Origin of the sequence: Lachnoanaerobaculum umeaense (assembly GCF_003589745.1) — a bacterium.
Lineage (GTDB): Bacteria > Bacillota > Clostridia > Lachnospirales > Lachnospiraceae > Lachnoanaerobaculum > Lachnoanaerobaculum umeaense.
In genome coordinates this window covers 1,490,703-1,514,654 of the sequence record NZ_CP032364.1, presented here as the reverse complement: position 1 = coordinate 1,514,654, position 23,952 = coordinate 1,490,703, and the positions used below count along the sequence as shown (strand labels likewise).

Below are 23,952 nucleotides of genomic sequence, written 5' to 3'. Positions count from 1 at the left end.
CATACTTTTATTGTAACTTTGAAAGGAGACATATTTATGAAAGAATTTTTCCAGGGCATTTCGCCTATCAAGTTTGAAGGTAGAGATAGTAAGAATCCACTCAGTTTTAAATATTATGATGCTACAAGGGTTATAATGGGTAAGACTATGGAGGAGCATTTGTCATTTGCTATGGCTTGGTGGCATAATCTTTGTGCAAGCGGAGTTGATATGTTCGGACAGGGTACAGCAGATAAGAGCTTTGGTGCTGTTTTAGGAACTATGGAGCATGCAAAGGCTAAAGTTGATGCCGGTATTGAGTTTATGCAGAAACTGGGAATAAAATACTATTGCTTCCATGATACAGATGTCGTTCCGGAGGATATGGAAGATATCAATGTGACGAATGCCCGTTTAGATGAGATCACAGACTATATATTGGAAAAGACAAAGGATACTGATATCAAGTGCCTTTGGACAACCTGCAATATGTTTGGAAATCCAAGATTTATGAATGGAGCCGGTAGCTCAAACAGTGCGGATGTGTTTTGTTTTGCAGCGGCACAGGCTAAGAAAGGCATTGAAAATGCTGTAAAGCTTGGTGCAAAGGGATTTGTGTTCTGGGGTGGTCGTGAAGGATATGAGACACTTCTAAATACAGATATGAAGCTTGAGGAAGAAAATATTGCTACATTATTTACAATATGCAGAGATTATGGACGAAGCATTGGATTTAGAGGAGATTTCTATATAGAGCCAAAGCCGAAGGAGCCAATGAAACATCAGTATGATTTTGATGCTGCAACTGCAATTGGATTTTTGAGAAAATATGGACTTGATAAAGATTTTAAATTAAATATAGAAGCAAATCACGCTACATTGGCAGGACATACATTCCAACATGAGCTTAGAGTATCTGCAGTAAACGGTATGTTAGGTTCTGTAGATGCAAACCAAGGTGATACTTTACTTGGATGGGATACAGATCAGTTCCCTACAAATATTTATGATACCACTTTTGCAATGTATGAAATACTAAAGGCCGGAGGTCTAAGTGGTGGATTAAACTTTGACTCAAAGAATCGTAGACCAAGTAATACGGCTGAAGATATGTTCTATGGTTTCATAGCAGGTATGGATACGTTTGCACTTGGTCTTATTAAGGCTGCACAAATCATTGAAGATGGTAGAATAGATGAGTTTGTTAAGGAAAGATATTCAAGCTATAGTACAGGCATAGGTGAGAAGATAAGGAATAGATCAGTGACTTTAGAAGAATGTGCAGAGTATGCTGCTAAGATGAAAAAGCCTGAGCAACCTGAATCCGGAAGACAGGAATATCTTGAGTCTATAGTGAATAATATATTGTTTAGTTAAAACATAAAATAAAAGCTTTTGGGAAAACAAGTTTTACATATATAAAAGTTTTCCCAAGATGCGAAAGTAAGTTTTTTGTCAGTTATAAAAATAATGTTTTGTAAAAACATGAAAATAGGAGGGAATTATGAAACTTAAAAAATTATGTGCGTTTTTAACAGCAGGCATGTTGGCATTGTCATTAGTAGCTTGTACAGATGGAAGCACAACGACAACAACAAGTGCTGAGTCACAGGCAGACAGCTCTAAGGCTGAGGGTGATACTGCACCTACAGAGGCAAAGGGAAGCAAAATCGGTATTTCAATGCCTACAAAGTCACTTGAGAGATGGAATCGTGACGGTTCTTACCTTGAGAAGGAATTTACTAAGGCAGGATATGAAGTATCTCTTACTTACTCTGACAATAAGATAGATCAGCAGGTAAAGGATATTGAGGGACTTATCGCAGATAAGGTAAATCTTTTGGTAGTAGCTGCAATAGATGGTGAGTCTTTAGCACAGGTTTTGGCAGAGGCAAAGAGCCAGAATATTCCGGTTATTGCATATGATAGACTTATCATGAATACTGATGCAATATCTTATTATGTGTCATTTGATAATTACACTGTAGGAAAGCTTCAGGGAGAATTTGTAGCAGAAAAGCTTGATCTTGCAAATGCAGGTGATAAGAAATTCAATATAGAGTTTACAGGTGGTGATCCAGCAGATAACAATGCAACATTCTTCTTTAATGGTGCTATGGATGTTATAAAGCCATACATTGAAAGTGGAACAGTAGTAGTACCTTCAGGTCAGACTACATTTGAGCAGGTTGGTACAGCACAGTGGGATACTGCAAAGGCTTTATCAAGATTCCAAAACATTCTTGGATCATACTATTCAGATGGTACACAACTTGATGCTGCTTTATGTTCAAATGACTCTACAGCTCTTGGTGTTACTCAGGCTATACAGTCAGACTATGCAGGTACAAACGAAGTCGTTATCACAGGACAGGATGGAGATGAGGCAAATCTTGCAAATATCATTGACGGAAAGCAGACAATGACAGTATATAAGGCGGTTGCAAATGAGGCTATTGCTACACTTGATCTTGGTGCAGCTATATTAAATAATGAAAAGCCTGATGCATCACTTATAGAAAAAGCAGGATGGAGTTTTGATTGTACATATGATACATCTTCATATGACAATGGATCTGCTGTAATACCTTCATATCTATTGGTTCCTGTAACAGTTACAAAGGATAATATTCAGAAAGAATTGGTTGATACCGGTTATTATACAATGGGAAGTGACGGTTATCCACATCCGGTGCAGTAATTTCTTTTTACTCTAGGGATTCTTAGTAGAATTTATTGTACAAATATATAATATTAAAATATTGCCATATTAGGCAGAAGGGCGGATATATTGAAAGATTATATTTTAGAAATGAAGAATATTACAAAGGAATACCCTGGAGTAAAAGCTTTAGATAATGTAAACCTCAAGATTGAAAGAGCCAGTATACATGCATTGGTAGGAGAGAATGGGGCCGGAAAATCAACTTTGATGAATATTCTCTCCGGAACTATCGCACATAGTGAGTACACAGGACAAATTCTTTATAATAATGAGGAGTGCAAGTTTCAAAATATACATGACAGTGAGAAACTTGGAATAGTAATAATACATCAGGAGTTAGCTCTTATACCTGAACTTACTATTGCCGAAAATATGTTTCTTGGTAATGAAAGAAAGAATAAGTTTGGTATTATAAATTGGAATGAGACATTTCATCAAGCAGATGCAGCCATGAAAACAGTAGGCTTAAATGAAAGCACACAGTCTTTAATAAAGGATATAGGAACCGGAAAACAACAGCTTGTAGAGATTGCAAAGGCTATATCCAAGAATGTTAAGCTTCTTATCTTAGATGAACCTACATCATCACTTAATGATGAAGATTCAAGAATGCTTTTGGATATGCTCATAAGATTCAAAAAAGAAAAGGGTATAACATCTATTATCATTACACATAAATTGCAGGAAGTAGCATATGTTGCTGATGAAATAACTGTAATAAGAGACGGATCTACTATAGAAACTATGGATAATTCAGATCATTGTATAAATGAAGAAAGAATAATTAAAGGCATGGTAGGTCGTGAGCTTGAAGACAGATATCCTATGAGGGAACATGAAATAAGCGATGAGATTATGTTTGAGGCAAGGGATTGGACTGTATATCATCCTATATATACAGAGAAATGTGTTGTTGATAATGTAAGCTTTAATGTTAGAAAGGGCGAAGTAGTAGGATTTTCAGGCTTGCAGGGAGCCGGAAGAACAGAGCTTGCAAAGTCACTTTTTGGAAAGAGCTATGGCAGCCGTATTATGGGCAGAGAATTTATTGCAAATAAAGAGGTCGTTTTGAATAGCTCTCGTGATGCTATTTTGAATGGATTAGCATATGTTACAGAAGATAGAAAAACTGATGGATTGATACTTTCAGAAACAATAGCAAAGAATACAACATTAGCTAGAATGGAAAAGATAGCTGATAAAAGGGGTGTTGTAGATGTTTCAAAAGAAAATAGGGTGGCAAAAGATTATGTCAAGGCAATGAAGACCAAAACACCGTCCGTTCAGCAAAAAGTAGGAAATCTTTCAGGTGGAAATCAGCAAAAAGTACTGCTGTCCAAGTGGATGTTTGCAGAGCCGCAGGTATTATTCCTTGATGAACCTACCAGAGGTATTGATGTAGGTGCAAAATATGAAATATATCTGATTGTCAATGATATGGTAAAACAGGGAAAGTCAGTTGTAATGATTTCGTCTGATCTTACAGAACTTTTAGGTATGTGCGATAGAATTTATGTTATGAATGAAGGGAAAATAACCGGAGAGTTTAGTGCCGAAGAAGCCACACAAGAAAAGATAATGAGTACAATTCTAAAATCTGATTGTGCTGCTGTTAATTAGGAGGTGAAAAGTGAATGCAAATAAATTTGTAAAAAAATACACAATGGTACTTGCACTGCTTGTTGTTTTCGTATTCTTTACATATCTAACAGGTGGTAGACTTCTTCTGGCACAGAATATATCAAATCTATTACTGCAAAATGCTTATGTGCTGATGATGGCTTGTGGTATGCTTCTTTGTATACTTACAGGTGGTAATGTAGATTTGTCTGTAGGATCTACATTATGCCTGTCTGCTGCACTTTCAGCAAAATTGTTAAGTGTTGGAACTAATCCAATTATTGCAATATTGGCATCACTTGGAGTTGCCTGTATTATAGGTATATGGCAAGGCTGGCTTATTGGATATGTACATATACCTCCATTTATATGTACACTGGCAGGCATGTTCCTCTTTAGAGGTTTAGCAAGAGTAATTCTTGATTCAAAAACCATAGCAATAATGGATAAGAAGTTTTTGAGCCTATTTACATCATATATTCAAATACCGGGATTAGATGTAAATCAAAGAGTAATCTCATCAATGGTTGTAGGTATAGTAGTTGCTATAGCAATTACAGCTTATACATTTATTGCTGAACACAACAAGATTAAAAAAGGCTATGAAAGTGCAAGTCTAGGAATGACAGCACTTAGAGTATGTATTTTTGACTTGGTAATATTATTCTATGCATATAAGCTTATGAGCTATAAGGGTATTCCTATTATGCTCATATGGATACTTATAGTAGTGGCAATATTTGCATTTATCACGAGTTCAACAGTATTTGGAAGATATTTCTATGCTGTAGGTGGTAACGAAAAAGCCACCAGACTTTCAGGAATAGATCCTAGAAAAGTTTATTTCTGGGCGTATTTTTTGATGAGCCTTTTGGCGGGACTTTCAGGACTTTTGGTTGGAGCTCGCATAGGTTCGGTTGATGGAAATATGGGTAACTCATATGAGATGGACGCTATTGCATCTTGCTTTATAGGTGGAGCATCAGCTTATGGAGGTTCAGGAACAGTACAAGGGATAATGATAGGTGCTATACTTTTGGGTGTAATTAATCAAGGCATGTCAATACTTGGGCTTCCGGATCAGTTCCAATATATTGTAAAAGGAGCAGTACTTCTGGGAGCGGTAGTATTTGATGTAGTATCTAACCATAAAACAGGAAAATCATAATAGAGATTAAGAATATAGGAGTGTTATGCATTTAAAGGCTAACACTCCTGTATTGAATTAAAAGAGTATAATACAGACTTAATATCTATTCTCTTTTAATTTTATACAATATTTGATATAATCAATAATCATAGAATATAAGGAGGCTTTTATGGCTGATACAAAGAATATAAAAGATAATTTTGAAGTAGAGACAAGGGAAACAGGAAGTCTTGGAGAAGTAAAGATTGCTGATGAAGTGGTGGCGGTTATTGCAGGTATTGCCGCAACTGAGGTAGAGGGTGTTGACTCTATGGCAGGAAACTCAACAAAGGATATTGTTGGAAAGATTTCAGGAAGCAAGATTGCAAAGAGCATGAGGGGTGTAAAGGTAGAGGTAAATGAGGGTAAGGTTTGTGTAGATTTGTCTATAAATGTCAGCTACAACTACAATATACCTGAGGTGAGTGAAAAGGTACAGGATAGAGTAAAGACTGCTATAGAGAATATGACAGGGCTGACAGTACTTGAGGTGAATATCAAGATAGCTTACGTTGTAGCAAACTGATGAGGTCATTTTCAAAGGAAATAGCCATTATCGGAATGTTGACAGCACTTGCAATGGTACTGGGGTATGTTGAAGCTTTGATACCGATAAATCTTGGAATTCCCGGTATGAAGCTTGGACTTGCAAATTTGATAGTAATTATTGCATTATATTTATTTGATATAAAAATGGGCATAGTAGTATCATTGCTTAGAATTGTACTTATAGCAATGACATTTGGAAATATCTCAATGATGTTTTATTCGATTTCAGGTGCAACACTAAGCTTACTTTGTATGATATTGGCAAAGCAGATCAAGGGATTTTCAATGGTAGGTATAAGCATTATTGGTGGAATAATGCATAATGTAGGGCAAATAATATGTGCAGCCTTTGTAGTAAGAACAAATGGGGTCTTTACATATTTACCTGTGTTGATGATTGCAGGAGTGGTGAGCGGAATGCTTATAGGTATAGCAGCATCACTTGTAATAGTTAGGGTAAAACCATATATACGCAAATAGGTTGTATTTAGGGAGTTTGTAAGTTAAAATAGCAAAATGGATTGCAAGCTTGATTGTAAATCAGGCTTGCTTTTTAGAGATTATAGAATGGAGAAATATGGCAAATACAAAGATTGATGTGGTTTCAGGATTTTTAGGTGCGGGAAAGACTACATTTATAAAAAGACTTGTAGAAAGCAATAAAGATAAAGGAAAGACAATAATAATAGAAAATGAGTTTGGTGAGATAGGTATTGATGGAGGATTTTTAAAGAATTCGGGTATTGAAATAAGAGAGATGAATTCAGGTTGTATATGCTGTTCTTTGGCAGGAGATTTTGAAGCATCTCTGAGAGAACTTTTATCAACATATGAACCGAATAGAGTTATTATAGAGCCAAGTGGTGTAGGAAAGCTCTCCGATGTGTTAAAAGCAGTATCTGATGTGGAAAAGGATCTTCCTGTAGAGTCAAATTCTGCTGTAACAGTTGTAGATGTAAAAAAGTGCAAGATGTATATGAAGAATTTTGGAGAGTTCTTTAATAATCAGATTCAGTTTGCTAATACTATAATACTTTCAAGAACAGATTTGGCAGACAACGCTAAGATAGAAGAAGCACTAGAGCTTATCAAAAAAGTAAATCCTAAGGCAACTATTGTGACAACACCTTTGGATAAGTTAAGTAATGAGAAGATTGAGGAGCTTTTATCAAATCCTATAGATTTAAAGAGTGAGATGCTTGAGGAATTGGCAAAGGAGCATGAACATCATCATGAACATGATGGAGAACATGAACATTGTGGATGCCATCATGACCACGAACATCACAAAGGTCACAAAGAACATGAACATGAGCACAAACATGACGAAGAACATGGCCACGAACATCACCATGATCACGAAGAACATGAACATAATCACGAACATGATGAAGTGCATGAGCATTGTGGATGCCATCATGACCACGAACATCACCATAGTCACGAGAACCACGACCATCATCATGATCACTGCGGATGTGGACATGATCACCACGACCACCATCATGCTGATGATGTATTTGATAGTTGGGGTATGGAGCAGGTACCTGCAATAAGTGAAGAAAAACTTAGAGGTATTTTGGACGGCTTTGCTAATGAGGAAAAGTATGGTGTTGTACTTAGAGCAAAAGGTATGCTAAAGGATGTAAATAGTGATGACTGGTTCTATTTTGACCTTGTTCCAGGTGAGAGTGATATCCGAAGAGGTGATGCTGAATATACCGGTAAGGTATGTGTGATTGGAGCAGGACTTAGGATGGATGAAATAGAGAAGTGTTTTAAGGCGTAAGCATATTTAATGGAGAAGTTATGGAAAAGTTACCGATTTTTGTCATAAACGGTTTTTTAGAAGCCGGAAAAACACAGTTTATGAAGTTTACAATGCAGCAGGAGTATTTTCAGACTGATGGAAATACTCTGCTGATAGTATGTGAAGAGGGTGAGGAAGAGTATGATAAGGCATTATTAGATGCTACTCACACAACTGTAAAATATATAGATGATATATCAGACTTCACAAAAGAAAAGATGGAAGAATTCACTAAAGAAGTGAATCCTGAAAGAGTACTTATAGAGTGGAACGGTTTATGGGAGCAGGACAAAATTTTAATACCTGAGAGTTGGTTCATAAATCAAATGATCACTATATATGATACTTCCACACTTGATCTTTATATAAAAAATAAAGATTTGAAGGCATATATGGGTAAGATGCTCAAAGACTCAGAACTTGTTATATGCAATAGAGCAGATAATATTGATGAGGATATTTTGAGTACATATCATCTTCAAATAAAAGCTATGGCACCGAATGCCGAGATTGTATTTGAGGGCGAAGAGGGTGAGATAACAGGAGATTTCAGTATAAATCTTCCATATAACTTGGAGGATACAAAACTTATTATAAAGCCTGAAGACTATGGTATCTTCTATGTAGATGCCATGGACAGATCAGAAAAGTATGACGGAAAAGATGTGGAGTTTACTGCTCAAGTTGTCAGACCTAATGGCATAGGTGATGATATTCTTATTCCGGGAAGAAGAGCGATGACTTGCTGTGAGGCTGATATTCAATTCCTTGGATTTGTATGTCACTATAAGGGAGCAAAGAATTTTAAAAATAAGGATTGGGTCAAGGTAAAGGGCAAAATCAAATATGAGATGAGCCCACAATATCGTGCAAAGGGACCTGTAATATATGCCAATGAGGTTTTACTTACAGGACCTATAGACGGATTAGTACAATTTTAGGAGAGTTATGACTGATTTAGAGTTACTGGAAGAGGCCAAAAAAGCCAGAAAAATGGCATATGTTCCATATTCAAAATATAAAGTAGGTGCTGCACTTATGACGAAGTCAGGTAAAGTTATACATGGATGCAATATAGAAAATGCTGCATATACACCATGTAATTGTGCAGAGAGAACTGCTTTTTTTAAAGCAGTGTCAGAAGGAATATATGACTTTTGTAAGATAGCGGTTGTTGGCGGCTTTGAAGAAGCAGATATAGATGCATTATGTACTCCTTGTGGAGTTTGCAGACAGGTGATGCAGGAATTTTGTAATTCCAAAGAATTTGAAATCATAATGTATGATGGTGCAAAAGTAAAAACTATGAAATTAGAAGAACTACTACCATTTGGATTTGGACCCGATAATCTAAAATGACGGTTAAAGATATAGGAAGGTTTGATGAAGAAGACATTATTAAATAAATTTATTCTATTAACTACGATGAGTACAATACTTGTTACCGGTATTGGAAGAAATATTTTTATAAAAGATATCAATGCATTTACAAGTAAAAAGGGTACGGTAGATGTAAGTAGCTTGAATGTGAGGTCGGGTGCAGGAACAGGAAATAATACTATAGCTACATTGCCGAGGGATACAAGTGTTACTGTGCTTGATGAGTTGAACAGTGACGGTATGTATTGGTATAAGATAGCATTCAATGATGGTTCAGGTGATAAAGAAGGTTATGTAGCAAAGAACTATATAAAGACTGAAACTATTGCAACATATACTACGGATAAGAAATTTGAGTCAGATATAGCCGGATTTCCGGAGGGATATAAGGTCAGACTTAGAGCATTACATGCAGAATATCCAAACTGGAAGTTTGTAGTTCAGGATGTAGATATTCCTTGGGATGAGGTTATAAAAAACGAATCGGTGGTAGGTGTAAATCTGGTAAGTAAATCTTCAAAGTCTTCATGGAAGTCTACTGCAAAAGGGGCATATGACTGGAATAGCGGAACTTGGCCGGGATTTGATTCAAATGAGTGGGTAGCAGCCAGTGAGAGTATCGTAAGGTATTATATGGACCCCAGGAATTTTCTGGATTCAACAAATATATTCCAATTTATGAATCATGGTTATACTTCAAATGAGCAGACTGCAGAGGGTGTAGAAAAAATGCTCAAAGGCACTTTTATGGAGAGCAAATCAAGTTTTAAAACTACACAGACTGCTCCAAGTACTACACAGGCCAAAACAGTAAGTGTTTCAAGTGCAGCTTCACCTGATAATTCAAAAAACAGTACCGGTACAGATGATGTATATGTGAAGGTAGATGGACCAATAGCAGATCCGAATGAAAAGGTAGAACTGGCTGCACCAACATTGGAAAAACCTGAAATTACTGAAACAAGTACAGTGGTTTCAAGTGAGGCAGTAAATTTGGATTCTAAAGTAGGTCCACAGTCTGAGTCTACAACAGAATTTAATGATACAGAGCATGGCCCGGGAGTTGTAAATAATGATACTATAAAAGAAAGTATAAGTTCTTCAGATAGTGTTCAAACTACCGATTCTACAGAGGACTTCAGAGCACTTTCAAATGGTACTACCTATGTGGATATTATAATGGATGCAGCAAAAAGTTCCGGAGTAAATCCATATGTACTTGTTGCAATGCTTATTCAAGAGCAGGGAGTTAAGGGAACATCAGATCTTATAAGTGGTAAAAATGGTGTTTATAACTTCTTTAATATTGAGGCTTATCAGTCAGGAAACCAATCTGCAATAAGCAGAGGTCTTGCATGGGCAGGAAGTGGAAACACTTATCTTCGACCATGGAATACAAAGGCCAAGGCTATAATAGGTGGTGCTATGTATTATGGAAGTAATTATGCAAAGGCTAACCAAAATTCATTTTATTTGAAAAAGTTTAATGTACTTGGTGAAAATAGATACAAACATCAGTATATGACTAATATTGAAGCAGCAAAGAATGAAGGTTCTATGCTCTCAAGGGCGTATTCTGAGGAGGATAAAAAAGGCGTATTTACATTTTATATACCGGTTTATAGGGATATGCCCTCAGTACCTGAGGCAATGCCTAGTGGAGATGGCAGTCCAAATAATAGATTATCATCACTTAGCATTAGCGGATATAATATAACACCAAGTTTTAGTAGAGATAATTATTCATATACATTGGAATTACCTGCAAATGTATCGAAGATAAATATTAAAGCAAATGCTTTGGATGCTAACGCAAGTGTAGCAGGAAGTGGAGATATTGAATTAAAAGATTCAGATTCCACAATCGACATAATTGTTACAGCTCAAAACGGATCTAAAGGTAACTATAGGATAAATATTAAGAGAGGAAATTAGATACTGATCTATATGATTTTATGTAGAATTGATGTCAGAGGATTGAGATGAAATATTTTAAAAAGCATAATGTAAAAATAATCATACCTTCTTTTTTGCTTACACTGATATTCATGGTGGTATTAGCATTTAATGCTTTCGCTATGGGTATCAGCATAAGCTTTGCAGATGTAAATGCAACAGTGGGGGATGAAGTAAATTTGATAATGACACTTTCATCAACAGATGGAAATATTGACAGTGCAACGATAATGCTCAGCTATGATGACAGCAAGCTGGAGTTTGTCAGTGGAACAAATGCACAGGGTGGTGCAGGAAGTGTAAAAGTTGTTTCAAATGCAGGAAGTAACACTAACAATCAAAACTATTCACTTAAATTTAAGGCAAAGGCTACCGGAGATGCTACTGTAGTCGTAAGCACTTGGGAAGTATATGATGGTAACTCAAAGATGGCTACTATGCAATCTCAAGGAAGTGGAAGAATAAAGATAAAAGATACGGATCCAACTGAGGCTACTGAAGCAACTGTAGAAAAGAGTAAGGAAGTTGCAACCACTGTCGCCGTAGATAAAAAAGATGCTACATTGGCATCTCTGAAAGTCAGCCCCGGTAGTTTGAGTCCTGAATTTAGCACAGGTGTGAAGAATTATGATATGAATGTTGCAGGTAATATCTCCAATATTGCAGTTAATGCTAAAGCAAGACAGGATGGGGCAAAGGTTGTTATTACAGGAAATGACAATCTTTTAGTAGGAGTTAATGCTATAGCGGTTAAGGTAACATCACCTGATGGCTCAAATGTAGAAAGTTACATAATAAATGTAAATAAAAGTGAAATGAAAAAGGCAGCAGAATCAGAAGAAACTACTGCCAAGGAAACAAAAGCCGAGGAGAGTGAAAGTAGCGTATCAGAAGAAGTTTTGGACCTTGTTTCAACTGATAACGGTTTGACTCTTGGTGGAATAGATTATCAGGTATCGGATTCATTTGATAAGAATATATTACCGGAAGGATTTGAGGAGGCTACATTTACATATAAAAATAGAGAAGTCAAAGCCGGAAAGATGAAGAATCAGGATGTATATATTTTGTACTTGGTAGGTAATGATGGATCAGGGGATTTTTATATTTATGATGATGATGCAGATAAATGGTCTGTTTATACTCAAATAACTACAAATCCTAAAAGTATTACTATAATGCCACTTGATAAGAGTGTAAAGAAGCCTAATGGATTTGTTGACAGTATAATAGTTATAAATGGAAAAAAGATCAAAGGATGGATTTGGGGCAGTGACAATGACAAGAGATATTGTGTTGTATATGCTATGAATTCAAATGGTAGAAAAGACTTCTACAGATACGATGTGGAAGAAGGAACTATACAAAGATACTTTGTAGATCCTAATGCTGATGTAGGAGTGTCAAGTGAAGAATACAGTGCTCTGGAAAAGAAATATGCTGTAATTAATGAATGGCTTAGAAATATAATTGCTTTGGCTATTATATTGGCAGTATTTATATGTATATTGCTTATATCAAGAAATTCAAATAAGAAAAAAGCTGAAAAGGTAGTTCAAAAGCCGGTTAAAAAGAAAAATAAGAGTAATATCACTTCTAAAGTAGATTTGATACCGGAGGAAGATTTGAATGATGAAACACCTCTGGAATATATGCCTCTTAATCAGAAGAAGGAAGATACTAAGAAAGAAGCAGCTGACTCAGATGATTTTGATGAAGTAGATCTATCAGATGGAGAGGAAGAATCCACCGAGGATTCTAAAGAAGAAAAAAAAGAAGATTCAGAAGATTTTGAAGATTTAGATCTCTAAAAAAATGCCACCCATTTAAAATGGGTGGTAATTTTTATATTTTCTTATTTGCATATCTGGCTTCTGTGGTAAGCCCGATTCCAAGTTTATTTAAGGTTTTTACATCAATTTCAGAAAGCATAACGCTGGAGTGCATCTGAAGTCCCTTAAGTTTTGGAAGTGCATTCAAAGCTTTTCTTGCATTTTCATCTGTAGCAGCTGATATAGATAAGGCAATAAGTGCTTCATCTGTGTGAAGTCTGGGATTTGTACCGCCAAGATATGTAGTCTTCAATTCTTGAACAGGTGCAATAACTGTAGGTGAGATAAGTCTGATTTCATCATCCACACCACTTAGTGCTTTTAGTGCATTTAATATAAGTGCGGCACTGGCACCAAGAAGCTCTGATGTTCGGCCGGTTATGAGCTCTCCATTATCAAGTTCTATAGCCGCTGCAGGAAGATTAGTTGTCTCAGCTTTTAAAAGTGCTGCAGAAACAGCTTTTCTATCATTGGTAGAAGTTTTTGCTTGTTGCATTATAAGTTCAAGCTTATAAATCTCATCTGCCTTACATTCACCCCTGACAAATCTACATAGAGAATTGTAATATCTTCTGATTATTTCCTGTTTACTGGCTTCCCTGCATATCTCATCATCAACAATACAATTACCTGCCATATTTACTCCCATATCTGTAGGAGATTTATATGGACACTCTCCAAATATTCCCTCAAATATAGCTGTAAGTACAGGATATACTTCGATATCTCGATTATAATTTACAGTAGTTTTACCATATGCCTCCAAGTGAAAAGGATCAATCATATTCACATCATTAAGATCTGCTGTTGCAGCCTCATAAGCAAGATTTACAGGATGTTTCAGTGGTAGATTCCAAATAGGGAAGGTTTCAAATTTTGCATATCCTGCTTTGATACCTCTTTTATTTTCATGATAGAGCTGAGAAAGGCAGGTGGCCATTTTACCTGAACCGGGACCCGGAGCGGTAACTATTACCAAAGGTCTGGAAGTTATTATATAGTCATTTTTTCCATATCCTTTTTCGCTTACTATATGAGCAACATTACTTGGATATCCGTCAATCAGATATAATCTATATACTTTTATACCAAGGTTTTCAAGTCTTTCTTTGAAGCTATCGGCACTCTTTTGACCGGAATACTGGGTAATGCATACACTTCCTACATAAAGTCCTTTTGCACGAAATGCATCTATAAGTCTAAGCACATCTGCATCATATGTGATACCATGATCTTCACGAATCTTATTTTTTTCTATATCAACAGCAGAGATAGATATGATGATTTCAGCTTGATCTTTCAGCTGAAGAAGCATCCTAAGCTTTGAATCAGGTTCAAAGCCGGGAAGCACTCTGGATGCGTGGTAGTCGTCAAAGAGCTTTCCACCAAACTCAAGGTAAAGCTTATCACCAAAGCTTGCAATCCTTTCTCTAATATGCTCTGACTGTGTTTTCAAATACATTTGATTATCAAAACCGATCTTCATAATATGCCTTTCTTCATTAAATGAACTATTATACAAAATCAAAGAATTATTATAACACTTTTTGAAAGTGTATTAAAGTGCTTTCATTATATAATCGATAATAAATAATTAGCTAATTTTTAAAGAATATATTTATAAACTTATATATTATAAATAGAACTAAAGTGCTATACTTAAGCGACTAAAAAAGAAAGTAGGTTTTAATATATGAAAAAGCAAATATTGATGACTGTGATGGGAGCTGCTATTGTTTTAGCAGCATGTGGAAATAAAAAAGAAGACACTACAGTTGTAATGGAAAGCACTAAAAATATGGATGAAGAAAGTTCTGATATGGGTAATACAGTTGAAGAAACAAAAGTCGTCTTAAGTAAGGCAAATATTCATCTAAAATATTCAAATCTTGTAGATACTGAGACAAGAGATAGGGTTTCAAATGCATTAAAAAATGCAGGCTTGAGTGAGGAGAAGATAAAGAGCTTTTTTGAAGCGGTGGATGAGTATAATAATGCAGTTGGAAGTGAAAATCTTGCACAGAGTGTGATGAGCATAGAGGCAGCATTTCCTACATACGATCAGGATAAGCTTGTAGATGCATGGCTTGACAATGGAGGATATGTGGGTAGAAACTGTAGGATAACATCATATTCTTTGATGGGAGATTTTATCACAGTTGGAAATCCGACTCCGGGAGATACCACAATGTTATTTAGTGATTTTGCCTCAATAGAATCAAAGAAGATTTTTGATGGTGAGGACAAAGCAAAGTTTGATACTTTGTATTCCTACATTGATGTGACAAATACTCATGACACCAATGTTTTGTCTGATGAAATAGTAAAATCACTGGATGATAAGCAGATTTCATTTAATAATGATAAGATGCATATGATTTCAGTGTTTATGACTATGGATGATGGTATGAATCCGGTTCAGGAATTTATAGGTCATACAGGCATTTTAGTACAGGATGGAGATAAATATTTGTTTATTGAAAAGTTGGCATTTGAACTTCCATACCAGGTAGAGGAATTTGATAATTTACAGGATGTAAATGATTACCTTATGGGATATTATGACAATGAGACTGACGGCATTACTGCAAAGCCTATTATCTTTGAAGATGGTAAGGTTATGAATGAATATAGAGTATTAAAATAATGCTTGCATTCTACAGATATATTTGGTTGAATAACATTAAAAAAATTAGGAAAGAAGTATTATGGCAGATAGGGTAAATATATTAAAAACAGAGTATGTGATGGATCGCACTGATTGGACAGAGGTAATTTCAGCAGTGTTTGGAGGAATGCTTCGTGTACAAAATGCGATTGAAATGTATGTAGCAAAGGGACAGAGTTGGAATGTAGACTTTGCTACAAAGAAAATTAAGATTGGAAAAAGCACATATCCGATACAGTTTATCGGAAGTGAATCTTTTGAATCAAATGACTGGCTTTGGGGTTGGGAAAATATAAACGGTTTTTATGAAAGCTTATTGGAGCTAGCAAATGAGGCAAAGGATTTCGGAGAAAAGTGTGGTTTGGATGCTTTAATATATCCTAATATACCTTTGACAGAGAAGGTAACAGGATATATGCTTTCAATGATTGCATGTGGAATAAGTGATAAAAATTACGGATATTATCCATGTAAGCACTCAAAAGGTGTGGCATTTGTTGCATTATATGATTTACCTGAAAAATTCTTTGCACCGGTAGATCCAAGCGGATTTATCAGTACGGTAATGAATGCTATAAGTCTATATGAACTTGACCATAAAATTTTGGTAGAAGGTTTCCTTTCCTGGAATGGTACAGATTATCATTGGGAGGACAACAATATCTATGCTACATTTGCAGGTACTTTAGAGCAGATTATTATAAGATTTGAAGATATAGGAGATAAGAAGAGAATACAGGCCATTGACGGTTTAAAAGGATAGTATAATGGGACTTCCAAATAATGGAGGTCCTTTTTTTGAATGTATTTTAATAGTTTAAAATACTGATATGTGATATAATAATAGCCGAGATTTTTGAAGTAAGTGGTTATAAACAGATTAAAGCGGGTGATTGGTAATGGAGAAAACCATACAGGAAAAAATAAAAGATATAGAAAAATATATCTGTGAAAATTTTGAAGAATTGGATATGGATGATCCTATAGAAGAAGGATATTTTAAAGAATATGAGGATATCAAGGGTGCTGTTGAAGAAGATTTCTTGAATTTTGAAAATACATTTGATATTAAATTGCCAAAAGATTTTAAAGAACTTTATAAATATAAAAATGGCAGTGGATATTTTTCCATCTTACAATGTAGTATTGATAAAAGGAATGTATCATTTTCTTTATTAAGTTTGGATGAAATGAAGAGAATAAAAGGATTTTTTCAAGATAGAGATGCATTGCTGGCAGATTATCCGGACTTTTTTACAAGTGAAGATATCAAAAATATGAGGGATAACAGGATAAAGCCCTATCTGTTTCATAAAGCTTGGTTTCCTTTTGCCTCATACTGTGATTGCTGTTATTTGATGTTGGACTTCGATCCGGATAAGGAAGGACAGGAAGGACAAATAATATTTTATATACATGATCCGGATGAGATAGTATATGCGGCAGAAAGTATAGATGCATTGATAGAGGATGTATGGAAATTGTTAGAAGATATGTTCAAGGAGGCATAAATATGAGAGATAATCCAAAACCGGGAGAGTTTTATAAGCATTTTAAAAATAAAATTTATCAGATAGTTAATATAGCTACACATTCTGAAACCAAAGAAAAGTTAGTAATATATCAAGCTTTATATGGAGATTTTGGAGTATATGCCAGACCTCTGGATATGTTTTTGAGTGAAGTGGACAAGGAGAAATACCCTGATGTAGGTCAAAGGTATCGCTTTGAGAAAATAGACATATCAGAGCAGGTAGAGAAAACGGAGGCTTTGGATAAATCAGAGGATGAAGAATTGAAAAAAGATGTAATTGATTCTTCAGAGGTTGAAGATACAAAATTTGCAGAAGATTATTTTATAAAATTTTTGGAAGCGGAGGATTTTAGCACTAAGAAAAAGATACTTCTGGCAAATAAGAGTTTTATTACAGAAAAGCAATTGGATGCTATGTTTGATATTTATGGTTTAAAAAGAAAAAGAATTGATATAGAAATAGATATTGCGGATTTTATTGCGTATCTGAATATGCAACAACATTTTGAGGGGAAAAGATTAAGGTAATAGATGGCATTTGTAATAGAAGATGAATTAAAAAAACTGCCTCGTCAACCCGGAGTATATATAATGCATGACAAAAAGGATGATATTATATATGTGGGTAAGGCTATTTCTCTAAAAAACAGGGTTAGACAGTATTTTCAATCTAGTAAGGATAAGAGCACAAAGATAAAACAAATGGTCTCAAAGATAGAAAGATTTGAGTATATTGTTACTGATTCAGAATTGGAGGCATTGGTACTTGAAAACAATCTTATAAAGGAACATAGACCAAGATATAATACCATGCTTAGGGATGACAAGACATATCCCTACATAAAATTGACTGTAAAAGAGGAATATCCAAGACTACAGATGGTAAGGCAGATAAAAAAGGATAAGAACAGATATTTCGGACCTTTTTCAAGCGGTAATGCTGTAAGAGATACTATAAATCTATTGAATAGAGTATACAAACTTAGAACTTGTAGCAGAAATTTGCCAAAGGATATAGGTGCAGAACGCCCATGTCTTGACTTTTTCATACATCAATGTGATGCTCCATGTCAGAATTATATTTCCAAAGAGGACTATAATAAGAATGTTACAGAAACTCTCAGATTTTTGAGCGGAGATTTTGACCCTATTATAAACAAAATCAGAGAAGAAATGGAGAAACTTTCAGCTGAACTGAAATTTGAGGATGCAGCAAAGCAAAGAGATTTATTAAATTCTGTACTTCATATTACTCAAAAACAAAAAATCACTTCTGATGATGCAAAAGATAGAGATATTATTGCAATGGCAAGAGATGAGAGAGATGCTGTTGTACAGGTGTTCTTTATTCGTGAAGGCAAAATGGTAGGCAGAGAACATCATTATATACAGGTAGCTATGGATGATGAAAAGGTTGATATTTTAGAGAGCTTTATAAAGCAGTTCTATGCCGGAACACCGTTTGTACCCGGACAAATCATGTCACAGTATGAACTTAAGGACAGTGAACTCATATCGGAATGGCTTTCTGCCAAGAGGGGATCTAAGGTAAGTATTATTGTGCCAAAAAAAGGCTCTAAGGAAAAGTTGGTAGAACTTGCAAAGAAAAATGCAGAGATTGTTCTTACCAAAGATAGAGAAAAGCTTCAAAGGCAGGAAGCAAGAAGTACAGGTGCAGTGAAAGAAATAGAGGAATTGCTTTCACTCTCCAATTTAAATAGGATGGAAGCCTATGATATTTCAAATATTTCAGGTGTTCAATCTGTAGGTTCTATGGTAGTATATGAGAATGGAATGCCAAAGAAGAGTGATTATAGAAAATTCAAAATAAAAACAGTTATAGGTCCGAATGATTATGCTTCTATGAAAGAGGTTCTTACAAGAAGATTTGATCATGGTATAGATGAAAAAGATACCAGATTTAATAAGCTGCCTGATATAATACTTATGGATGGAGGAAGAGGTCAGGTAAATATCTGCCTGAAAGTTTTGGAAGAATTTGGACTAAATATTCCGGTTTGTGGAATGGTGAAAGATGACAATCATAGAACCAGAGGATTATATTACAATAATGTTGAAATACCTATAGATACACATTCACAGGGATTTTTGCTTATAACTAGAATACAGGATGAGGCACATAGATTTGCAATAGAGTATCATAGAAGTCTAAGGTCAAAGACACAGGTAAGGTCTGTATTGGATGATATAGAGGGAGTTGGTATAGTAAGAAGAAAAGCTCTTATGAAGCACTTTAAGGATATTGACAATATCAAAAATGCAAGTTTAGAAGAACTGATGTCAGTAGACGGAATGAATAAAAGGGCTGCCGGTGCAGTATATGAATTCTTTTCAAAAGCTAAACAAGAACAAAATGTCTGACTTGATGGTTTGGCATTAATATACTAAAGGAGGATTTATGTTAAGACATATCGTAATGTGGAAGTTCAATGAGGGGATAAATATTCCAAGACTTGGTGAGGAAATAAAGACCAGTCTTTTGGACTTGTGCGAAAGGATGAGCGAAGTAGAACATGCAGATGTAGTCTACAATATATTGCCAACCAGTACACATGATATTATTCTGATATTGGATGTAAAGGATAAGGCTGCACTTGATAGATATTCATTATCTAGAGAACATGTAGCTATTGTAGATAGCCTGATAAAACCAAATACAAATTCTAGAGTAGCTATAGATTATTTTGTATAGAAATTAAAAAACGGGAGGATTGATTATCAGTCCACCCGATTTTTTAGATTGACATTTTATTTTAGAGTGATATACTTCTTGTAATTAAATGTTTGACTTGGGAGCTTATATATAGGCTGAGAGGGAAGTGTGACTTTCGACCGATTACCTGATTTGGATAATGCCAACGTAGGGAAATGTTTTTTTACTTTTTTTTCAGGAGATACAGGTTCTTGTATCTCATTTTTTATTGCAAAAATTCGACCTGAATATATGATCTATAAGTTTTATAGTTAAGAATACATTTTAGGAGGATTACTTATGGAGGAAAGTAATATCAAAAAGTTAAGTATCTCAGGATTAGCTTGATCTTGGAAAGGGAAGTGGACCTATGAAACATGCCTTTAATATAAAAGGCGAATATGCAAAGGAGAATAATAATGAATAAGCGTACCTCTATATTTGAAAATGGTTTGATTTGGTTTGGAGCGGCAGTCTCTATAGCGGAGATTTTGACAGGTACATATTTTGCATCATTAGGTTTCCTTAATGGAATTTTTCAGTAATAAATATTATCATATGGATAATAGGATTTATAATATATAGGATATTGATAAAGATGGATACGCCAATCGGAAGTACTGTACCTAGTATGATAATTACAATAGGTATTTCTATTATAGTAAATAAAATATTTATAAAAAGAAAAGCGGTTTAATAAAGGCTTATTTTGTGGACTGAAAATCTCTGATCAAAGCATATATAATGTATAAACATTCAAACAATTCCTAGCAGTATACTAGGAATTGTTTTTTATTAAGAACATGGGAAAAATTTAACAAATAAGACTTGAATATTAAATTTACTGGTGATATTATCAGGGCATAGATAGGTTAGCAAAACCTAACTATATTATTTGATATTAAAGGAGGTACTTATGTGCTGGGATGGTTTTAAAGGAAGAAAATGGCGTGATGATGTAGATGTGCGTGATTTTATACAAAATAATTATACAATATACAGTGGTGATGAAAGTTTCCTTGCAGATCCTACAGAAGCTACAAACAAGCTTTGGGGTGAGCTTTCAAGACTTCAAAAAGAGGAGAGAGCTAAAGGCGGAGTTCTTGATATGGAGACCGAGGTTGTATCTACTATTACAGCTTATGGTCCGGGATATATCAACGAAGGAATGAAGGATTTGGAGAAGGTGGTTGGACTTCAGACTGATAAGCCTTTAAAGAGAGCATTCATGCCATTTGGAGGAATCAAGCTGGCTGAGCAGGCTGCAAGTACTTATGGCTACAAGACAAATGAGAGTTTTCATAAGATATTTACAGAATATCATAGAACACATAATCAGGCAGTATTTGATGCGTATACAGATGAAATGCATGCAGCCAGACATAATAAAATAATTACAGGACTTCCTGATACATATGGAAGAGGAAGAATTGTAGGAGATTATAGAAGGGTCGCACTATATGGAATAGATTTTCTTATAGAAAAAAAGAAAGAAGATTTAAAAAACTGTGGTGACGGCACCATGCTTGATGAAGTGATTCGTCTAAGAGATGAACTTGGAATGCAGATAGAAGCACTTGAGCAAATGAAGGAAATGGCTGCAGCATACGGATTTGATATTTCAAAACCTGCAAAGGATGCAAGGGAAGCTGTGCAGTGGCTATACTTTGGATATCTGGCAGCTATCAAGACACAAAATGGTGCAGCCATGAGTGTAGGAAGAATCTCTACATTCCTTGATATCTATATTGAAAGAGATTTGAAATTGGGTAAACTTACAGAGAGTGAAGCACAGGAGCTGATAGATCATATAGTAATGAAGTTTAGAATGGTAAAATTTGCAAGAACACCTTCATATAATCAGCTTTTTTCAGGAGATCCTGTTTGGGCTACACTTGAAGTAGCAGGTCTTGGTATGGATGGAAGATCAATGGTTACAAAGACAGATTTCAGATTTTTACATACACTTGAGAATATGGGACCATCACCTGAACCTAATCTTACAGTGCTTTATTCAAGCAGACTGCCTAAGACTTTTAAGGAGTATGCATCTGCTATTTCTATAAGAACAAGTTCAGTACAATATGAGAATGATGATGTAATGCGTCCGGTATGGGGAGATGATTATTCTATCTGTTGCTGTGTTTCAGCTACAGAAACAGGAAAGGAAATGCAATTCTTTGGAGCCAGAGCAAATCTTGCAAAATGTCTTTTGTACGCTATTAATGGTGGTGTAGATGCAAAAACCAAAGAGCAAGTTGGACCTGCATATAGACCAATAACCTCTGAATACCTTGATTATGATGAGGTAATGAAGAGATATGATGTGATGATGGATTGGTTGGCAGGACTTTATGTAAATACTTTAAATCTTATTCAATATATGCATGATAAGTATTATTATGAAGCTGCCGAAATGGCACTTATAGATACGGATGTACGAAGAACCTTTGCAACAGGTATTGCAGGATTTTCACATGTAGTAGATTCACTTTGCGCTATAAAATATGCAAAGGTAAAGACTATTCGTGATGAAAACGGAATCGTGGTTGACTATGAGACAACAGGTGATTTCCCAAGATACGGAAATGATGATGATAGAGCTGATGATATTGCGATATGGCTTTTAAAGACATTTCTTACAAAGGTAAAGAAGAGACATACTTATAGAAATTCTGAGGCTACTACCTCCATCCTTACAATTACTTCAAATGTAGTATATGGTAAGGCGACAGGAAGTATGCCTGATGGAAGAAAGGCAGGAGAGCCACTGGCACCCGGAGCAAATCCAAGCTATGGTGCAGAGAAAAACGGTCTCTTGGCATCACTAAATTCACTTACAAAGTTGCCATATGAGTATGCACTTGACGGTATTTCCAATACTCAGACTATTAATCCATCTGCACTTGGACATGGTGAGGATGAGCAAAAGAAAAATCTTACTCAAGTAATGGACGGATACTTTGATCAGGGTGCACATCACCTCAATGTAAATGTATTCGGAACAGAAAAGCTTATAGATGCAATGGAGCATCCGGAAAAGGAAGAGTATGCAAACTTTACAATAAGAGTTTCAGGCTATGCTGTTAAGTTTATTGATCTTACAAGAGAACAGCAGCTGGATGTTATCGCTAGAACATGCCATGAGAGGCTATAATATAAACTGATTCTATATTTGGCTATGTAAAGTTTACTTTGCATAGCCTTTCGATTTCGGAGGAATTATGGAAGTAAGAGGAAATATACATTCATTTGAGACATTTGGACTGGTAGACGGACCGGGTGTAAGATTTGTTGTATTTGTACAAGGCTGTCCTATGAGGTGTCAGTTCTGTCACAATCCGGACACATGGTCTACAAGGGTAAATCAGGTATTTAATGCTCAGGAAGTATTTGATAAGGCAATAAGATATAGACCATATTGGAAGGATGATGGAGGCATTACTGTCAGTGGAGGTGAGCCACTATTACAGATAGATTTTGTAACAGAACTGTTTAAACTGTGCAAATCAAATGGAGTAAACACATGTCTTGACACTGCCGGAGGACCGTTCAGTAAAGAATCAAAGTTTTTTGAAAAGTTTAAAATTTTGATGAAATATACAGATCTTATTATGCTTGATATAAAGGAGATAAATAATAAAAGACATGAAATTATAACAGGCATGAAAAACGATCATATACTGGAGATGGCAAAAACTATGGATGAAATGGGGAAAAAGATCTGGATTCGTCATGTTTTAGTACCTGAGAGAAGTGATTATGATGAGGATCTAATTAAACTTAGAGAATTTATTTCCACCGTGAAAAATGTAGAAAAAATAGAGGTACTGCCATATCATACATTGGGTAGACATAAATGGGACAATCTGGGAATTGAGTATAAACTTGAGGGTATAGAGCCACCCACTGAGGAAAGGGTGAGGAATGCTGATAAGATATTGCAAGGTAGTATCCGGGATAAGATATAAACACAAAAAAGCAACTAACTGTAATA

Annotated in this window: 20 protein-coding genes, 1 pseudogene and 1 riboswitch; of the genes and pseudogenes, 20 read left to right on the top strand and 1 reads right to left on the bottom strand. The window is 35.3% G+C overall.

The genetic code is table 11. The features are described 5' to 3' along the window. The first annotated feature begins 36 nt into the window (after positions 1-36). The 11 genes from xylA to D4A81_RS06780 all read left to right on the top strand — a co-directional run bounded on the left by xylA (position 37) and on the right by D4A81_RS06780 (position 13,019). Positions 37-1,356, top strand: a complete 1,320-nt coding sequence (xylA, locus tag D4A81_RS06830) for a xylose isomerase (protein WP_111524222.1) — start codon at positions 37-39, stop codon at positions 1,354-1,356. A 127-nt stretch (positions 1,357-1,483) separates the two neighbouring features. Then, positions 1,484-2,680, top strand: coding sequence for a substrate-binding domain-containing protein (locus D4A81_RS06825; protein ID WP_111524221.1), 1,197 nt, complete (start codon positions 1,484-1,486; stop codon positions 2,678-2,680). A 90-nt stretch (positions 2,681-2,770) separates the two neighbouring features. Beyond that, positions 2,771-4,324 (top strand): sugar ABC transporter ATP-binding protein, encoded by a 1,554-nt coding sequence (locus D4A81_RS06820; RefSeq protein WP_111524220.1) that lies wholly within the window; start codon positions 2,771-2,773, stop codon positions 4,322-4,324. Positions 4,325-4,334: 10 nt separating this feature from the next. After that, complete coding sequence (locus tag D4A81_RS06815) at positions 4,335-5,492, top strand: sugar ABC transporter permease (protein WP_111524219.1); 1,158 nt, start codon at positions 4,335-4,337, stop codon at positions 5,490-5,492. A 151-nt stretch (positions 5,493-5,643) separates the two neighbouring features. After that, positions 5,644-6,039 (top strand): Asp23/Gls24 family envelope stress response protein, encoded by a 396-nt coding sequence (locus tag D4A81_RS06810; RefSeq protein ID WP_111524218.1) that lies wholly within the window; start codon positions 5,644-5,646, stop codon positions 6,037-6,039. Then, positions 6,039-6,542: a Gx transporter family protein gene (locus tag D4A81_RS06805; protein ID WP_111524217.1), complete on the top strand. Its 504-nt coding sequence runs from the start codon at positions 6,039-6,041 to the stop codon at positions 6,540-6,542. Before D4A81_RS06810 ends, D4A81_RS06805 begins: the two co-directional genes overlap by 1 nt. A 97-nt stretch (positions 6,543-6,639) precedes the next feature. Then, positions 6,640-7,851: a GTP-binding protein gene (locus D4A81_RS06800; RefSeq protein WP_111524216.1), complete on the top strand. Its 1,212-nt coding sequence runs from the start codon at positions 6,640-6,642 to the stop codon at positions 7,849-7,851. Between the two features lie 20 nt (positions 7,852-7,871). Continuing rightward, entirely contained in the window at positions 7,872-8,813 is a 942-nt protein-coding gene (locus D4A81_RS06795; RefSeq protein ID WP_111524215.1) for a TIGR03943 family putative permease subunit, read from the top strand. Positions 8,814-8,820: 7 nt separating this feature from the next. Continuing rightward, the gene (cdd, locus tag D4A81_RS06790) at positions 8,821-9,231 is read left to right on the top strand and encodes a cytidine deaminase (protein WP_111524214.1); all 411 of its coding nucleotides are present in this window, start codon (positions 8,821-8,823) and stop codon (positions 9,229-9,231) included. 24 nt (positions 9,232-9,255) lie between these two features. Continuing rightward, positions 9,256-11,187, top strand: a complete 1,932-nt coding sequence (locus D4A81_RS06785) for an SH3 domain-containing protein (protein WP_111524213.1) — start codon at positions 9,256-9,258, stop codon at positions 11,185-11,187. A 47-nt stretch (positions 11,188-11,234) separates the two neighbouring features. Beyond that, positions 11,235-13,019 (top strand): cadherin-like beta sandwich domain-containing protein, encoded by a 1,785-nt coding sequence (locus D4A81_RS06780; protein WP_111524212.1) that lies wholly within the window; start codon positions 11,235-11,237, stop codon positions 13,017-13,019. 34 nt (positions 13,020-13,053) lie between these two features. Here the strand turns inward: D4A81_RS06780 and D4A81_RS06775 are convergent, their stop codons facing one another. After that, entirely contained in the window at positions 13,054-14,526 is a 1,473-nt protein-coding gene (locus D4A81_RS06775) for a DUF1846 domain-containing protein (RefSeq protein ID WP_111524211.1), read from the bottom strand. Positions 14,527-14,733: 207 nt separating this feature from the next. Between D4A81_RS06775 and D4A81_RS06770 the strand changes: the two genes are divergently transcribed. The 9 genes and pseudogenes from D4A81_RS06770 to pflA all read left to right on the top strand — a co-directional run bounded on the left by D4A81_RS06770 (position 14,734) and on the right by pflA (position 23,926). Beyond that, positions 14,734-15,687: a DUF4300 family protein gene (locus tag D4A81_RS06770; protein ID WP_111524210.1), complete on the top strand. Its 954-nt coding sequence runs from the start codon at positions 14,734-14,736 to the stop codon at positions 15,685-15,687. Positions 15,688-15,748: 61 nt separating this feature from the next. Beyond that, positions 15,749-16,471 (top strand): DUF6882 domain-containing protein, encoded by a 723-nt coding sequence (locus D4A81_RS06765; protein ID WP_111524209.1) that lies wholly within the window; start codon positions 15,749-15,751, stop codon positions 16,469-16,471. A gap of 136 nt (positions 16,472-16,607) precedes the next feature. Continuing rightward, positions 16,608-17,219, top strand: a complete 612-nt coding sequence (locus D4A81_RS06760) for an SMI1/KNR4 family protein (protein WP_111524208.1) — start codon at positions 16,608-16,610, stop codon at positions 17,217-17,219. A 2-nt stretch (positions 17,220-17,221) separates the two neighbouring features. Beyond that, complete coding sequence (locus tag D4A81_RS06755; protein ID WP_111524207.1) at positions 17,222-17,770, top strand: DUF1653 domain-containing protein; 549 nt, start codon at positions 17,222-17,224, stop codon at positions 17,768-17,770. Between the two features lie 3 nt (positions 17,771-17,773). After that, positions 17,774-19,624 (top strand): excinuclease ABC subunit UvrC, encoded by a 1,851-nt coding sequence (gene uvrC / locus D4A81_RS06750; RefSeq protein ID WP_111524206.1) that lies wholly within the window; start codon positions 17,774-17,776, stop codon positions 19,622-19,624. A gap of 37 nt (positions 19,625-19,661) precedes the next feature. Continuing rightward, entirely contained in the window at positions 19,662-19,955 is a 294-nt protein-coding gene (locus D4A81_RS06745) for a Dabb family protein (RefSeq protein ID WP_111524205.1), read from the top strand. 87 nt (positions 19,956-20,042) lie between these two features. Then, a riboswitch (TPP riboswitch) is annotated at positions 20,043-20,147 on the top strand. A 227-nt stretch (positions 20,148-20,374) separates the two neighbouring features. Further along, a pseudogene (locus tag D4A81_RS13630) lies at positions 20,375-20,491 on the top strand (putative hydroxymethylpyrimidine transporter CytX); the annotation flags it as partial. Positions 20,492-20,871: 380 nt separating this feature from the next. Beyond that, the gene (pflB, locus tag D4A81_RS06730) at positions 20,872-23,112 is read left to right on the top strand and encodes a formate C-acetyltransferase (protein WP_111524204.1); all 2,241 of its coding nucleotides are present in this window, start codon (positions 20,872-20,874) and stop codon (positions 23,110-23,112) included. 67 nt (positions 23,113-23,179) lie between these two features. Further along, positions 23,180-23,926: a pyruvate formate-lyase-activating protein gene (gene pflA / locus D4A81_RS06725; RefSeq protein ID WP_111524203.1), complete on the top strand. Its 747-nt coding sequence runs from the start codon at positions 23,180-23,182 to the stop codon at positions 23,924-23,926. Positions 23,927-23,952: the final 26 nt, after the last annotated feature.